Annotated in this window: 18 protein-coding genes, 1 tRNA gene and 2 pseudogenes; 13 read left to right on the top strand and 8 right to left on the bottom strand. The window is 70.9% G+C overall.

Annotation, left to right across the window (positions count from 1 at the left end):
- A partial coding sequence (locus ABZT06_RS00985; protein ID WP_355734058.1) for a YbfB/YjiJ family MFS transporter occupies positions 1 to 264 on the bottom strand: 264 nt, incomplete at its 3' end.
- Positions 265 to 323: 59 nt separating this feature from the next.
- Positions 324 to 626 carry a muconolactone Delta-isomerase family protein gene (locus ABZT06_RS00990; RefSeq protein ID WP_355732880.1) on the bottom strand — a complete coding sequence of 101 codons (303 nt, stop codon included), beginning with the start codon at positions 624 to 626 and terminating at the stop codon, positions 324 to 326.
- A 107-nt stretch (positions 627 to 733) separates the two neighbouring features.
- Between ABZT06_RS00990 and ABZT06_RS00995 the strand changes: the two genes are divergently transcribed.
- The 10 genes from ABZT06_RS00995 (at position 734) to ABZT06_RS01040 (ending at position 9673) form a co-directional block, all read left to right on the top strand.
- A complete protein-coding gene (locus tag ABZT06_RS00995; protein ID WP_355732883.1) occupies positions 734 to 1672 on the top strand; it encodes a LysR family transcriptional regulator in 939 nt (312 codons plus the stop codon).
- A gap of 137 nt (positions 1673 to 1809) precedes the next feature.
- Complete coding sequence (locus ABZT06_RS01000) at positions 1810 to 2523, top strand: SDR family oxidoreductase (protein WP_355732886.1); 714 nt, start codon at positions 1810 to 1812, stop codon at positions 2521 to 2523.
- Between the two features lie 33 nt (positions 2524 to 2556).
- A complete protein-coding gene (locus ABZT06_RS01005; RefSeq protein ID WP_355732888.1) occupies positions 2557 to 2928 on the top strand; it encodes a nuclear transport factor 2 family protein in 372 nt (123 codons plus the stop codon).
- Between the two features lie 625 nt (positions 2929 to 3553).
- Positions 3554 to 4582: an L-threonine 3-dehydrogenase gene (tdh, locus tag ABZT06_RS01010; RefSeq protein ID WP_355732891.1), complete on the top strand. Its 1029-nt coding sequence runs from the start codon at positions 3554 to 3556 to the stop codon at positions 4580 to 4582.
- A 14-nt stretch (positions 4583 to 4596) separates the two neighbouring features.
- A complete protein-coding gene (locus ABZT06_RS01015; protein WP_355732894.1) occupies positions 4597 to 5790 on the top strand; it encodes a glycine C-acetyltransferase in 1194 nt (397 codons plus the stop codon).
- A 41-nt stretch (positions 5791 to 5831) separates the two neighbouring features.
- Positions 5832 to 6734, top strand: coding sequence for a LysR family transcriptional regulator (locus ABZT06_RS01020; protein ID WP_355732897.1), 903 nt, complete (start codon positions 5832 to 5834; stop codon positions 6732 to 6734).
- 36 nt (positions 6735 to 6770) lie between these two features.
- Positions 6771 to 8144, top strand: coding sequence for a radical SAM protein (locus ABZT06_RS01025; protein ID WP_355732899.1), 1374 nt, complete (start codon positions 6771 to 6773; stop codon positions 8142 to 8144).
- A gap of 33 nt (positions 8145 to 8177) precedes the next feature.
- Positions 8178 to 8756 carry an XRE family transcriptional regulator gene (locus tag ABZT06_RS01030; RefSeq protein WP_355732902.1) on the top strand — a complete coding sequence of 193 codons (579 nt, stop codon included), beginning with the start codon at positions 8178 to 8180 and terminating at the stop codon, positions 8754 to 8756.
- Positions 8753 to 9286 (top strand): GNAT family N-acetyltransferase, encoded by a 534-nt coding sequence (locus ABZT06_RS01035; protein ID WP_355732904.1) that lies wholly within the window; start codon positions 8753 to 8755, stop codon positions 9284 to 9286. The genes ABZT06_RS01030 and ABZT06_RS01035 overlap by 4 nt, the downstream gene beginning before the upstream one ends.
- Before the next feature lie 30 nt (positions 9287 to 9316).
- Positions 9317 to 9673, top strand: a complete 357-nt coding sequence (locus ABZT06_RS01040; RefSeq protein WP_355732907.1) for an MmcQ/YjbR family DNA-binding protein — start codon at positions 9317 to 9319, stop codon at positions 9671 to 9673.
- A gap of 19 nt (positions 9674 to 9692) precedes the next feature.
- Here ABZT06_RS01040 and ABZT06_RS01045 read toward each other — a convergent pair.
- A pseudogene (locus ABZT06_RS01045) lies at positions 9693 to 9821 on the bottom strand (transketolase); the annotation flags it as partial.
- A 127-nt stretch (positions 9822 to 9948) separates the two neighbouring features.
- On the opposite strand from ABZT06_RS01045, the gene ABZT06_RS01050 reads away from it, so the two are divergent.
- Positions 9949 to 10022, top strand: a tRNA-Pro gene (locus ABZT06_RS01050).
- Between the two features lie 170 nt (positions 10023 to 10192).
- Here ABZT06_RS01050 and ABZT06_RS01055 read toward each other — a convergent pair.
- Together ABZT06_RS01055 and ABZT06_RS01060 are read right to left on the bottom strand one after the other, a co-directional pair.
- The gene (locus ABZT06_RS01055; protein ID WP_355732909.1) at positions 10193 to 11077 is read right to left on the bottom strand and encodes an alpha/beta hydrolase; all 885 of its coding nucleotides are present in this window, start codon (positions 11075 to 11077) and stop codon (positions 10193 to 10195) included.
- Between the two features lie 149 nt (positions 11078 to 11226).
- A complete protein-coding gene (locus ABZT06_RS01060; RefSeq protein WP_355732912.1) occupies positions 11227 to 12285 on the bottom strand; it encodes an alpha/beta hydrolase in 1059 nt (352 codons plus the stop codon).
- Positions 12286 to 12554: 269 nt separating this feature from the next.
- Between ABZT06_RS01060 and ABZT06_RS01065 the strand changes: the two genes are divergently transcribed.
- Positions 12555 to 12713 carry a hypothetical protein gene (locus tag ABZT06_RS01065; protein WP_355732914.1) on the top strand — a complete coding sequence of 53 codons (159 nt, stop codon included), beginning with the start codon at positions 12555 to 12557 and terminating at the stop codon, positions 12711 to 12713.
- Between the two features lie 89 nt (positions 12714 to 12802).
- Positions 12803 to 13249: a VOC family protein gene (locus tag ABZT06_RS01070; RefSeq protein WP_355732917.1), complete on the top strand. Its 447-nt coding sequence runs from the start codon at positions 12803 to 12805 to the stop codon at positions 13247 to 13249.
- 33 nt (positions 13250 to 13282) lie between these two features.
- On the opposite strand, the gene ABZT06_RS01075 is transcribed toward ABZT06_RS01070, so the two are convergent.
- The 3 genes and pseudogenes from ABZT06_RS01075 to ABZT06_RS01085 all read right to left on the bottom strand — a co-directional run.
- The gene (locus ABZT06_RS01075) at positions 13283 to 13825 is read right to left on the bottom strand and encodes a hypothetical protein (RefSeq protein ID WP_355732920.1); all 543 of its coding nucleotides are present in this window, start codon (positions 13823 to 13825) and stop codon (positions 13283 to 13285) included.
- Between the two features lie 98 nt (positions 13826 to 13923).
- Complete coding sequence (locus ABZT06_RS01080; RefSeq protein ID WP_355732923.1) at positions 13924 to 14487, bottom strand: CGNR zinc finger domain-containing protein; 564 nt, start codon at positions 14485 to 14487, stop codon at positions 13924 to 13926.
- Positions 14488 to 14529: 42 nt separating this feature from the next.
- A pseudogene (locus tag ABZT06_RS01085) lies at positions 14530 to 14751 on the bottom strand (ABC transporter ATP-binding protein); the annotation flags it as partial.
- Positions 14752 to 14760: the final 9 nt, after the last annotated feature.

Raw genomic sequence — 14760 nt, forward strand, 5'->3', positions numbered from 1 at the left:
GACGTAGTTGGCGGTGGCCAGGTTGGCGCCGGCCCCGGCGGACGGGCTCGCCCGGGTGTGCATCAGGGGCAGGATCGGGGTGTAGGCGAAGCGGCCCACGCCCATGGCCGCCGCGAGGGCCGGGGCCAGGATGCCCGCGAGGGCGTCGACGAGATGGCCGACGTAGTTGGCGGTGGCCAGGTTGGCGCCGGCCCCGGCGGACGGGCTCGCCCGGGTGTGCATCAGGGGCAGGATCGGGGTGTAGGCGAAGCGGCCCACTCCCATGGCCGCCGCGAGGGCCGCGGCCGCCCGCGCGACATGGGGCCAGGGGGGGGGCGCAACGCTCACTTCGAACCGTCGGCCCGGCCGGGGTCGTTGGGATGCGGTTCGAGCGGGGTGACGGTGAGAGTCATCCACGGGCGCAGCGGCAGGGTGCCGAGCACCTTCGCGTGGAGCTCCTCCTCGTCAGCGGCCCGCCATACGCCGATGCTCCGCAACTCGCCCACCGGACGCCACAGTCGGGCCAGATTGCCGGTCGCGGCCAGTTCCCTCGCACGGACGGCCTCGGCGGCCCGACGCCGATCGACCTCCTCCTGGGCGGTGCCCTCGGGAACGGTGGTGGTGATCTCGACCAGGAACTCTCGCATGACGCGCTCCTCTCGTCGTCGGTGAGCCCATCGTGCGCACTCACCTGCACCGATGCCACGACCGGCTTCCTCGCTGCTGATAGGCGCAGCCTCCCAGCGCGCGTACGATGGCGCCCGTGGAACTGCGCCAGCTGCGGTACTTCGTCGCGGTCGCCGAGGAGCTGAACTTCGGCCGGGCCGCCCAGCGGCTGCTCATCGCCGGCCCCTCGCTCTCCCAGCAGATCAAGGCGCTCGAGCGGGATCTGGGTGTCCGGCTGTTCGACCGTGACCGCCGCAAGGTCTCCCTCACGCCGGCCGGTGCCGCCCTCCTCCCGCACACCCGCGCCCTGCTGGACCGCGCCGACGACCTCAAGCGCCGGGCCGGCAGCCTGTCCGGCTCGCAAGCGGTGCGGCTCGGATACGTCAACTGGCTGCCCGCGGACCTGATGCCGCGTACGGCCGGGGTGGCCCAGGTGCACGTCGACGCCTGGGTCGCCCCCTCCCACACCCAGGCCGCCCGGGTCGCCGACGGCAGCCTGGACCTCGCCGTGTGCTGGGTGCGCACCGAGGACCTCCGCAGGCTCGGGCTGCGGGCCCGGCTCATCGGTGCCGACCGGCTCTACGCCGTGTCCAGGGGCGGCGACAGCGGCGACGTACCCGATGTGACGGCCCGGGACGCCGACGTGCTCGTCGACGACGACCTCACCGCCTGGGCCGCCTGGAACGTCTACGCCGAAGAGCTCGCACGGGCCACCGGCGCCCGTACGGTACGCATCTCCGACGGCGCGATCACCGGCCCCGCCTTCTTCGACCACGTACGCCGCTGCACCCGCCCCGTCGTCAACTCGCCCAAGGGACAGACCAGTCCGCTCCCGCCGGACCTGGTCCGCCGCGAGATCGTCGCACCGAAGGTCTACTGGACCTGGTCCCTGGTGTGGCGTGAGAAGGAGGACCGCGCCGGCGTCCTGGCCGTCGTCGACGCGCTGTGCGAAGGCGTCGGCGACCTCGGCATCCATGCCCCGGACGCGTGGCTGCCCGTCGACGATCCGTACGCGATCGCCCGCTGACCCGCGTTGACCTGCGCTGGGAGCCTGGGCCTTCCAGGCGGGAGAGAGCCGATCCTTCTGTCTCCCGGTGGGCAGGCCTACCTTCCAGATAGTCGACCGGTCGGCTAGTACCGGTCACCGACTCGAAGAAGGTCACCATGAGCACGCAGAGCCAGAAGGTCGCGATCGTCACGGGCGCCTCGCAGGGCATCGGCGCCGCGCTTGTCGAGGGCTACCGCAAGCTCGGGTACGCCGTCGTCGCCACCTCGCGCACCATCGCACCCGTCGACGACACGGACGTCCTCACCGTGCAGGGCGACATCGCCGACCCGGCCACCGCGGAGCGTGTGGTCGCGGCTGCCGTGGAGCGGTTCGGCCGTGTCGACACCGTGGTCAACAACGCGGGTGTCTTCGTCGCCAAGCCGTTCACCGAGTACTCGGCCGAGGACTACGACACCGTGACGGGCATCAACGTCGGCGGTGTCTTCCATCTCACCCAGCGGGCCGTCCCCCACCTGCTCGCCCAGGGCGGTGGCCACATCGTCAACATCACGACCAGCCTGGTCGACAACGCGGACTCCGACGTCCCGTCCGTCCTGGCCTCGTTGACCAAGGGCGGTGTGCAGTCGGCCACCAAGTCCCTCGCCGTCGAGTACGCCACCCGTGGCATCCGCGTCAACGCCGTGTCGCCCGGCACCATCAAGACGCCCATGCACGCCGAGGAGACTCACGCGTTCCTCGCCGGCCTGCACCCGGTCGGGCGGATGGGCGAGATGAGCGACATCGTCGACGCCGTGCTCTTCCTGGAGACGGCGCCGTTCGTCACCGGCGAGATCCTGCACGTCGACGGCGGTATGAGCGCCGGACATTGACGGACCGTCAACTCAAAGGCCAGGGAGCAAAACATGACCACCTCGACCGACGACAAGGCGATCCTGAGCGAAGTCCTCGACCGGTGGAAGGCCGGCGTCGACGCCCACCAACCGGACCGCGTGGCCGCCCTCTTCACCGAGGACGCCGTCTTCCAGGGGCTGCACCCCTACAGCGTGGGCCGGCAGGGCGTCGCCGAGTACTACGACTCCCAGCCGCTCGGCATGAAGGCGGCCTACCGCGTCCTCGAGACCCGGCGACCCGCCACCGGCCTGGTCCTCGGCTACCTGGACGTCGAGTTCTCGTTCACGGACCGGCCCGCGCTCGCGGTGAAGCTGGCGGTTCTCGTGACCCGCGCGGGCGACGACTGGTACATCAGCCACTATCAGGTCTCCCGCCTCGACTAGGGCTCTGCTCACCGCAGGGCCGCGCGGCTCCCTCGTCCGGATCGCCCACCGAACCGGCGGGGGAGCGAGGGCGACCGTCGACGCGGACCCCGACCCGAGCGGCGGACCGAGGCAGGGGCGCCTCGACGACCGACGGAGGTCGACCGAGGCCGCGGGCGACGGCGCCGTCAGCCTCCCGCCCCCGGACCACACTCGCACCGACCTCGCCTGCGAGGCGCTGCGCGCGGGCAGGTGGGCCGGTGGATACACCTGGAGGCACAGGCGTTCGGCCACCCCAAGGTGTACGGCAACGACACCCGGGGGCGGGCGAGTTGGAGGCGGCCGACTGGGCCCCGCAGCACGGGCCTTGGCCTCCTGGGCGGATCAAGACGCCGAGCACAGCGGCGCGGGCCCGCTGATCGTCGACGAGCTCGTGAAGGCCGTGCGCGAGAGCGGGGCGAGTCCCCCGACGAGTGAGTCGCCCCGAACCCGGCCCCGCACGCCGACCTGGCCGCCCATTCCTACGGCGGCCACCCGGCGTGAAGCGGAGCTGTGGCACCGCTTAAGAAATCCTCGATGGACCAGGACCGTGCCGTACGGCAGATTGCTGGGCGTTTCCACCCCTCGCACCCACAGGAGCCGTAGCGTGAAGGCGCTGGTCAAGGAGAAGGCGGAGCCCGGGCTGTGGCTCGCGGACGTCCCGGAGCCCGCCGTCGGACCCGGCGACGTACTGATCAAGGTGCTGCGCACCGGCATCTGCGGCACCGATCTGCACATCCGGTCCTGGGACGGGTGGGCCCAGCAGGCGATCCGGACCCCGCTCATCCTCGGACACGAGTTCGTCGGCGAGGTCGTGGAGACCGGGCGCGATGTCACGGAGATCAAGCCCGGCGACCGGGTGAGCGGCGAGGGGCACCTCGTGTGCGGCAAGTGCCGCAACTGCCTCGCCGGGCGCCGGCACCTGTGCCGGGCCACGGTCGGGCTCGGCGTCGGCCGGGACGGGGCCTTCGCGGAGTACGTCGCCCTGCCCGCCGCCAACGTGTGGGTGCACCGGGTCCCCGTGGAACTCGACGTGGCCGCGATCTTCGACCCGTTCGGCAACGCCGTGCACACCGCGCTGTCCTTCCCGCTGGTCGGCGAGGACGTGCTGATCACGGGGGCGGGGCCGATCGGGCTGATGGCGGCGGCGGTCGCCCGGCACGCGGGTGCCCGCAACGTCGTCGTCACCGACGTCAGTGAGGAGCGCCTGGAACTGGCCCGCAAGGTCGGCGTGAGCCTGGCGCTGAACGTGTCGGAGACCCAGATCGCCGAAGGACAAAGGGAGTTGGGGCTGCGCGAGGGCTTCGACATCGGCCTCGAGATGTCCGGGCGGCCCGAAGCCCTGCGCGACATGATCGCCAACATGACGCACGGCGGCCGGATCGCGATGCTGGGACTGCCGGCCGCGGAGTTCCCGGTCGACTGGGCCCGGATCGTCACCTCCATGATCACCATCAAGGGCATCTACGGCCGTGAGATGTTCGAGACCTGGTACGCGATGTCGGTCCTCCTGGAGGGCGGCCTCGACCTCGCCCCCGTGATCACTGGCCGGTACGGCTACCGCGACTTCGAGGCGGCGTTCGCCGACGCGGCGAGCGGCCGCGGCGGCAAGGTCATCCTCGACTGGACCAACTGACCTAGGGAATGACGATGTTCGACTCCGTGCGCGACGACCTGCGCGCCACCCTCGACGAGATCCGCGCCGCCGGACTGCACAAGCCCGAGCGCGTGATCGGCACCCCGCAGTCCGCGACCGTGCGCGTCTCCGCGGGCGGCCGCCCCGGCGAGGTCCTCAACTTCTGCGCCAACAACTACCTCGGACTCGCCGACCACCCCGAAGTGATCGCCGCCGCGCACGAGGCCCTGGACCGCTGGGGCTACGGCATGGCCTCGGTCCGCTTCATCTGCGGCACCCAGGAGGTCCACAAGGAGCTGGAGGCGCGCCTCTCCGCCTTCCTCGGCCAGGAGGACACGATCCTGTACTCCTCCTGCTTCGACGCCAACGGCGGTGTCTTCGAGACCCTCCTCGGCCCCGAGGACGCGGTGATCTCCGACGCCCTGAACCACGCGTCGATCATCGACGGCATCCGGCTGTCCAAGGCCCGCCGCTTCCGCTACGCCAACCGTGATCTGGCCGATCTGGAACGGCAGTTGAAGGAGGCCGCGGGGGCCCGTCGCAAGCTGGTCGTCACCGACGGCGTGTTCTCCATGGACGGTTACGTCGCGCCCCTGAAGGACATCTGCGACCTCGCCGACCGTTACGACGCCATGGTCATGGTCGACGACTCCCACGCCGTCGGCTTCGTCGGCCCCGGCGGCCGCGGCACCCCCGAGCTGCACGGTGTCATGGACCGCGTCGACATCATCACCGGCACTCTCGGCAAGGCGCTCGGCGGCGCCTCCGGTGGTTACGTCGCCGCCCGCGCCGAGATCGTCGCGCTGCTGCGTCAGCGCTCACGGCCGTACCTCTTCTCGAACACGCTCGCGCCGGTGATCGCCGCGGCCTCCCTGAAGGTCATCGACCTGCTGGAGTCGGCGGACGACCTGCGGGTGCGGCTGCGGGAGAACACCGCGCTGTTCCGGCGCCGGATGACGGAGGAGGGCTTCGACGTCCTGCCCGGCGACCACGCCATCGCGCCGGTGATGATCGGGGACGCGGCGCAGGCGGCACGCCTCGCGGAGCTGCTGCTCGAGCGGGGCGTGTACGTGATCGGCTTCTCGTACCCGGTCGTACCGCAGGGCCAGGCGCGCATCCGGGTGCAGCTGTCGGCCGCGCACTCCACGGACGACGTGAACCGCGCGGTAGACGCCTTCGTCGCGGCCAGGGCCGAGCTGGCGGCGTAGTCCGGACGTATCACGACAGACGGCTTGAGATAATCGATCCCATGATCGAAGCGCGGCGGCTCCACATCCTCCGTGCGGTGGCCGACCACCGCACGGTCACGGCGGCTGCCGCCGCGCTCTATCTCACGCCCTCGGCGGTATCGCAGCAGCTCACCGCCCTGGAGCAGGAGACCGGCCACCGGCTCGTCGAGCGCGGGGCCAAGGGCGTACGGCTCACCCCGGCGGGCGAGATCCTGCTCAGCCACACCAACGCGGTCCTCGCCCAGCTGGAGCGGGCCGAGGCCGAGCTGGCCGCCTACGGCTCGGGTGCGGCCGGCACGGTCACGGTCGCCTCCTTCGCGACCGGGATCGCCCTGGTCGTGGCGCCCGCGGTGGCCCGCCTCGCCTCGACGGCGCCCGGCATCCACCTCCGTGTCCAGGACGCCGAGGGCGACGCCAGCCTGCCGATGGTCCTGGACCGGCAGGTCGACGTGGCGGTCGCGGTGGAGTACCGCGGCGCCCCGCCCGCCGACGACCCCCGCCTGGCGCACGTTCCGCTGTACGCCGAGCCCTTCGACGCGGTGGTGCCGGTGAGCCACCGGCTGGCCGACGCGGGCGAGGTGCCGCTGGCGGAGCTCGCCAAGGACCCGTGGATCGGCCCCTACCCGGGCAACCCCTGCCACGACGTCGTGGTCCTCGCCTGCGAGCACGCCGGGTTCCAGCCACGCCTGGAGCACTCCTCGGACGACTTCCGCGCGGTGGTCGCCCTGGCGTCGGCGGACGCGGGGGTGGCGCTGGTGCCGCGTTCGGCACTGATCGGGATGGACCTCGCTGGAGTGGTCGTACGGCCGGTCGACGGGGTGGCCCCGACCCGCCGGGTCTTCGCGGCCGTACGGCGGGGAGCCGAGGAGCACCCGTTGATCCGTCCCGTCCTCGACGCGCTCGCAGCCGTCGCCGAGGGGTAGGGAACCGGCCACCGGTCGAACAGAGTCTGGGTTGTCATGCGTGTGACGATGATCCTTCCGGCCCTGACCGAGGCGACCAGCCCGCTGTTCCGGCCCATCAAGTACTCGCTGTTCCCACCGCTGGGCCTCGCCACCCTGGCCGGCTACCTGGACCCCGACGACGAGGTCACCCTCTACGACGAGCACGTCGAGCGGATCGACCTCGAAGCACTCGGCACCCCCGACCTCCTGGTCGTCCAGCCGTACATCACCTCGGCCCGCCGCAGCTACGAGATCGCCGACCACTTCCGGGCCCGGGGCGTCCATGTCGCCCTGGGCGGCCTGCACGTCACCTCGCTCCCGGAGGAGGCGGCCGCCCACGCCGACACGATCTTCACGGGCCCGGGCGAGGACACCTGGCCGCTGTTCCTCAAGGACTTCCGCGACGGTGTCCCGGCCCGCCGCTACGACTCCCAGCAGCGCTCCCTCGCCGGACTGCCGCCGATCAGACGGGACCTGATCAAGCGTCATCTGTACCTCGTCCCCAACTCGATCGTCGTGTCCCGCGGTTGCCCGCACCACTGCGACTTCTGCTACAAGGACGCCTTCTTCGAGGGCGGAAAGTCCTTCTACACCCAGGCCGTCGACGACGCGCTGGCCGAGATCGACCGCCTGCCCGGCCGCCACCTCTACTTCCTCGACGACCACCTGCTGGGCAACCGGCGTTTCGCGCAGGCACTGTTCGACGGCATGAAGGGCATGGGACGGCTGTGGCAGGCAGCGGGCACGGTCAACTCCGTACTGGCACCAGACCTGTTGGAGCGTGCGGTGGAGGCCGGGCTGCGCAGCCTGTTCGTCGGCTTCGAGACCGTCAACGACGCCAACCTCGCCGAGCGCCGCAAGAACCAGAACATCGGCACCGACTACGCCGCCGCGGTACGGCGGCTGCACGACGCCGGGGTCATGGTCAACGCCAGCTTCGTCTTCGGACTCGACCAGGACGGCCCCGACGTCTTCGACAGGACCGTGTCCTGGGCGGTCGAGCAGGGCATCGAGACCGCGACCTTCCACATCATGACGCCGTATCCCTCCACCGGGCTCTGGAAGCAACTGGAGTCCGAGAACCGCATCGTGCACCGCGACTGGGGCCTGTACGACACCCGCCATGTCGTCTACCGGCCAAAGGGAATGACGCCGCGTCAGCTGGAGGACGGCTACTGGCGGGCGTACCGCGACTTCTACCGCTGGTCCAGCATCTGGCGCGGCTCGGCGGCCCAGCCCGGCACGCACGAACGCCTGCGGCACCTCGCGTACGCGGGCGGCTGGAAGAAGTTCGAGCCCGCGTGGGACCTGCTGATCCGGTCGAAGCGGGTGGTGCGTGCGATGCCCGCGCTGGAGCGGACGCTGGCGGCGTTCGGAGGCAGGGAGTAGAAGGATTCTCGTATGTGGGATACCGTCCCGAATGTGAAACGCGATGAGTTCGGTCCCGACCCCGTCGACACCCGGCTGGGCGTCCGGCTCGCCGAGCTGCGGGCCGAACACGGCTGGTCTCTGGGCGAGTTGGCCGAGCGCAGTGGAGTCAGCAGGTCCACCCTCTCCCGCGCCGAGCGGGCCGAGATCAGCCCCACCGCCTCGCTGCTGAACCGGCTGTGCGGGGTGTACGGCCGGACCATGTCCCAGCTGCTCAGCGAGGTCGACGCCGAGCCCGCGCTGCTGGTCAGGGGCGCCGACCAGCCGGTGTGGGAGGACCGGGCCTCCGGGTTCGTGAGGCGGTCCGTGTCGCCGCCGCACTCCGGGCTGCGCGGCGAACTCGTCGAGGGGCGGCTCGCCGCCGGAGCCGACATCGCCTACGACCGGCCACCCGTCCCCGGCCTGGAGCAGCACATCTGGGTTCTGGAGGGCGCGCTCGACGTCACCGCCCAGGACGTCGAGCACCACCTGGGCACCGGGGACTGTCTGCGGCTGCGGGTGTGGGGGCCGACGCGGTTCCGGTGCGCGGGTCCCGACGCCGTGCGATACGTACTGGCCGTGGTCCTGCCGTGATCGTCACCCGCCTCGACGAGTCCCAACTGTCCCACTGTGCAGACGAGTTGGCCGATCTGCTGGTCGACACCGTGGACGGCGGCGCCTCCATCGGCTTCCTCGCACCGATGGACCGCGCGGCGGCCGTCGCCTGGTGGAAGGAGCGAGCGGGCGCGGTGGCCGCGGGACACCTGGCGGTGTGGGCGGCGTACGACGGTCACCGCGCGGTCGGCACCGTCGCCCTCGCCTTCCCCGACAAGCCCAACTCCCGCCACCGCGCGGAGCTGGTCAAGCTGATGGTGCACCGGGAGGCACGCGGTCAGGGCCTCGGGCGCCGACTCCTCGGCACCGCGGAGGAGGCCGCCCAAGCCGCCGGAATCACCCTGCTCCACCTGGACACCGAGACCGACAGCCCCGCCGAGTGCCTCTACGGCTCGGCCGGCTGGACCCGGGCCGGCGTCATCCCCGACTACGCGACCGATCCGTCCGGCGTGCTGCGGCCGACGACCCTGTACTACAAGCGGCTCGGGGTGACCGCTCCGACCAGGTGATTGTCAGTGCCGGGCGATACGGTGCCTGTCATGCCGGACGCCGAAGACGTACACCGTGTCGCCCTGTCCCTGCCGGACACGACGGAGAAGATCGCCTGGGGCATGCCCACATTCCGGGTCGCGGACAAGATGTTCGCCACGCTGCCCGAGGACGAGACGTCCATCGCCGTGCGCTGCCCCAAGGAGGAGCGCGACGAGCTGGTGCTGGCCGAGCCGGGGAAGTTCTGGATCGCCGGCCACGAGGCGCAGTTCGCGTGGGTGCGCGCCCGTCTCGCCGCGATCGAGGACGAGGGCGAACTGCGAGACATCCTCGCCGACTCCTGGCGGCAGGCCGCCCCGCCCCGGCTGCTCGACGCGTATCCGGAGCTGGGGCTGCCCAGGGAGTGAAACCGAGCTCACGGCGGCAGAGCACCCGCAGCACGTCCAGCGTGGACGTGGCCGCCGGGCCGTGCTTCTCGGCGCCGGTCATCAGCCCCATGAGGCGGGGCAGGTCCTGGTAGCCGTACGTCCGTCCGTGCACCTCGGCGATCGTCATGCGGACGATCGGGCAACCTCAACCAAACCTGAGGTCAACCGGAGAAAGGGGTGCGCGACCACCGACCCGAGTGCGGTATGGTTTCTCTGCGCGTTCGGCCAGGGGAAACCCCAGGTCAGACAGGCACCGGGACGTGGCGCAGCTTGGTAGCGCACTTGACTGGGGGTCAAGGGGTCGCAGGTTCAAATCCTGTCGTCCCGACGGTGCGAAGGGTCTTCGCAGGCGAGAGCCTGTGGGGGCCCTTTTCGTGTGCCCCGCGCGACGCGGCGAGGCGGTGACCCGCAGGCACCGCACGAGGGCGGCCGCGCGCCGGCCTGACCCGCGCACCCGGCAGAAGGGGGCGGGTCCGGGATCCGCGCCTTCGAAGCGTCTCAGCGGGCGGTGGCCCGGGCGGCCCGCTCGATCACGTCGGCCACCAGGTGGGGGTGGGAGACGGCGACGGAATGGGAGGCGGCGACCTCGGTGGTGTGCGCGTGGGCGCGCTCGGCCATGAAGCGCTGCACGGCGGCCGGGATGTTGAGGTCGCGGGTGGTGACGATGTCCCAGCTGGGCTTGGTCTTCCAGGCCGCGGTGGTGGCCTTCTCCGTCAACGCGGCCTGGGCGATGGGACGTTGCGCCGCGGCCATGAGGTCCGCCCGCTGCGCGGGGACGTCGGCGGCGAACTGGTGGCGGAACCTGTCCTGCTGGATGTACAGGTCGGTGGCGGTGGAGCCGTCGGCCTGCGTGTAGGTGACCGGGTCGAGGGCCTCGGGGAGGGTCGAACCCGGGAACTTGCCGGTGAGCTCCAAGGCGCTCTCGCCTGGAGCGGGCAGGAAGGCGGCCACGTAGACCAGGGCCTTGACCTCGGGATCGTCGGTGGCGGCCTCGCTGATGACGTTGCCGCCGTAGGAGTGGCCCACGAGGATCTTCGGGCCCTTGACATGGTCGAGGACCGTACGCAGGGCCGCGGCGTCGGAGGCCGGGCCCCGCAGCGGGTTGGCCGCGGCGACGACCGGGTAGCCGTCGGCGCGCAGGTCGGCGACGACACCGTTCCAACTGGAGCCGTCGGCGAAGGCGCCGTGCTCCAGGACGACGGTCGGCTTGTGCCGTCCGCCGCCGGCACCGGCACCGGCACCGGAGGCATGGTCGCTCCCGGTCGCCCCGTCGGCGGTACCGCTGAGGGCGAACGCGCCGAACGCGAGCCCCGCCGTTACCGCCGTGACCGTCGAGACCACACCCGTCGTCAGCCGCTTGCGGCCACCCCTGATGTTCACCACGACAAACCTCTCTCACATGTCTCGGTACGGGCGGTGGTCTTGAGGTATCTCAGTCACCGCCCAAACTGGTGTTGAAACGGGCCGTGCGCCTCGCTCGGTAGGGCACACCTCAGCCACCACTGAGTCGCCGGTGCCGGTGGGCGGGCTGCTCAGAGGCGGTCGGCGTCGACCACGGCCTGGGCGAAGGCGCCAGGCGCCTCCTGCGGCAGGTTGTGACCGATGTCCGCGATGGTGCGGTGTTCGTAGGCGCCGGTGAAGTGGCCGCGGTACGAAGTGCCGTCGCCGGGTGCCGTGAAGGGATCCAGCGCGGCGTCGAGGGTGATCGTGGGCACGCCGATGGTGGGCTGGGCCGCCAGCAGCTTCTCGTAGCGGTCGTAGCGGGGTTCGCCCTCGACGAGGCTGATGCGCCAGCGGTAGTTGTGGAGCACGACGGCGGCGTAGTCGGGGTTCTTGAAGGCCTCGGCGGTGCGCGCGAAGGTGGCGTCGTCGAAGTCCCAGTTGGGGGATACGAGGGTCCACACGTAGCGGCACAGCGCGATGCGCTTGTCGACGTCCTCCATCGCCTCCTTGCCGCGCTCGGTCGCGAAATACCACTGGTACCACCAGTTGTGCTCCACGGCCGGGATGGCGGGCGCCAGCTGCGCCTTGCGGTCGGTGATGAGGTAACCGCTCGTGGAGACAAGGGACTTGACGCGCTCGGGCCACAGCGCGGCGATGATGTCGACGGTGCGTGAACCCCAGTCGAAGCCGGCGAGGACGGCCTTGTCGATCTTCAGGGCGTCCATCAGGGCGATGATGTCCAGCGCGACGGCCGACTGCTCGGCGGTGCGCGGGGTGTGCCGGGACAGGAAACGGGTGCTGCCGTGGCCGCGCAGGTAGGGGACGATGACGCGATACCCCTGGTCGGCGAGCAGCGGCGCGACATCGACGAAGCTGTGGATGTCGTACGGCCATCCGTGCAGGAGGAGTGCGACCGGGCCGTGGGCGGGGCCGGCCTCGGCGTATCCGATGTTCAGCAGCCCCGCCTTGACCTGCTTGACCGTGCCGAACCCGGTGTGGGTGCCCGGGGTGATGGCGGGCACCGTGGCGCTGCTCGGCCGAGGCGATCCGGTCGCGGCGGAGGCGTCGGTCTGCAGGGCGGACAGCGAGACCGCGGCCGCGCCGGTGCTCAGGCCGACGGCCTTGTTGAAGGTACGCCTGTTGATCATGTGAACCCCTCCGTCGTGTGTTTCCGGTGACCGCTGCCGCGCTCGGTGCAACGACCCTTGCACGACGTTCATCACCGGTCAAACCGGTGATGCGTGCGATTGGCCTCCCATTGGCCAGGCGGTAAGGCTTGGTGCGCAGTTTTGTGTCACCTTCTTGACGGGTGACGCTGATGGCTGCCATGCTCTCGTCACCGCCTGAAGGGGTGACAGGGGAAGTGCCTGGCCGACAGGCGTGAGCAGACCACTCGATCCGCATGGGGAGAACAGTCATGGTTCGTTCACGCCTCGAGCGCGTCTCCGGCGAGCAGGTGTCCCGAGACGCGGCAGGCTCCGCGGAGCGCCACCGGACGACGGACACGCAGGTGTGGAACTGGGCGGAGAACGCGGCGCTGTCGGGCTGTGGCCCATCGGCCCGCGACTTCCTCTGAACCTCCGCCTGGCCCGCCCGCGCCCGGTGACACATCAGCCGAACCGACCGATACACACCCACCGAACCATCGAAAGCGAGAACCCCGTCATGGACCTGAAACTCGAAGTCGTCATCCTGCCCGTCTCCGACGTGGACCGCGCCAAGGGCTTCTACGTGGAGCAGCTCGGCTGGCGCCTCGACGCCGACTTCCCGATCGACGACGGCTACCGGATCGTGCAGGTGACTCCGCCCGGCTCGGAGTGCTCGATCATCTTCGGGGAGGGCCTCACCCGGCAGGAGCCCGGCACGCTCCACGGCCTCCAGCTGACCGTCACCGACATACTCAAGGCCCGGGAGGAGCTGACCTCGTTCGGTGCGGAGGTCTCCGGCCCGTTCCGCGACGAGACCGGGGCCTTCCGCCACGCCGGTGACTCGCACCGGGTGCCCGGCCCCCACCCCGAGCGGGCCAGTTACGGGACGTTCGCCGCCTTCAAGGACCCCGACGGCAACGAGTGGTTCCTGCAGGAGGTCACCGAGCGCGCGCCCGGCCGCTGAGCGCGCCTGAGCCCCCGACGGACGCGGGTGAGGTCAGTCGGAGTCGCCCTGCTCGACCAGGGTGTACATGACGGAACGCTGCTGCTTGTGGCGCCTGATACGGCCTTTGGCGACCAGTGATTCGAGGGTGTTCCGCACGACCTGCGGTGTAGGACTGCGGTCGGGGTGCGTCGCGAGGAGTTCGTCGCGCAGCTCCTTCGCCGGACGCGGCTCCTTGTGCTGGCCGAGCAGCTCCGCCAGGAGGTCACCGAGCAGAGGCTGGGGCGGCGTCTCCTTCGCGTGAGCCTTCGCCGCCCTGCCGGTGCCCCCGGCGGAGCGCGCGGTGGCTCCGGAGGAGGCGCGCTTGGCCTTTGCGGCGACGGGTCCGTCCTGAGGCTGCTCGGGCCGGCGGGACGCGTCCGCGAGACCCTCGTACCGCTCGGCGAGGCTGAGGATGTCCGCCAGGAGGGCTTCCTCCTGCTTCAACACGGAGAGCCTGTCCGCCAGTTGCTGTTGCACCCGACGGTTCTCCTCCAGGTCCGCCGCGGCCTGTGCCACGTACCGCGAGCGGAGTGTGTCGGCTGGTTGGCTGGTCACATGCGTTCACTCCCTCGACATGGGTGACGTTGCGCATGGTACCCATGCCGTGGGTGTGTACCGGCACACGTACGTGTGACCTCGAAGCCGGCCGGAGGTCAGTGTGCCGCCGCGGCGGGGGCGGTCTTCTTGCGGGCCCGGTACGCGGCGGCCTTGATCTTGTTGCCGCAGGACTCCATGCCGCACCACTGGCGCCGCATACCCCGGGAGCGGTCGATGTAGACGCGCGTGCACTCGGGGTTGCCGCACTCCTTCATCAAGGGCACGTCGGGGCCGCTGAGCAGCTCCACCGCCTGCCGGGCGACGGTCGCCAGCGCCTGCTCGGGCGTCGCGTCGATGTGCCGGCCGGTCAGGGTGAGCTGCGGCGTCACGGGGGTCTTGCGCGCGGCGGCGTTGACCACGGCGAGCGCCTCCCGGTCGAACTCCTCGTCGAGCCGTCGGTTGGTGACGAGCCGGTACACCGCCTCGCGTACGGCGGTCGCCTCCTGGACGTCGTCCTCCTTGCCGGGAGTGATCGTGTCGACCAGCCCTGACTCCACGTACCAGGCATTCAGCCGATCCGGGGTCACGAACATCTCGAACCGGGCCGAGCGCCGGGCGCGCAGGGTGGCCGCGAAGTCGAGGGCCGGGTGTCCGCATACGAATACATGGTCAAGGTTCACATCACCATCTTGACAGGTGACTCCCGTCTGAGGCAAGAAGCGTCACCGCTCCAGCCGGTGCGCACTGCTCTGCCGGCATCGGCGCAGTCGGCGGTCATGGCCCGCCACGACGATCGCCCCGGGGCCAGGGATCAGTGCGGCCTCCAGTTCGTCGCACAGGGCGGGGGAGAGGTGGTCGGTGGGCTCGTCGAGCAGGAGCAGCTGAGGCGGGTGAGCCGCCAACAGGGTCAGGGCCGGGCGCCACTTCACACGTCGGCGGCTCACACCTCGGCC

Origin of the sequence: Streptomyces sp. NPDC005483, assembly GCF_040606035.1 — a bacterium.
Lineage (GTDB): Bacteria > Actinomycetota > Actinomycetes > Streptomycetales > Streptomycetaceae > Streptomyces.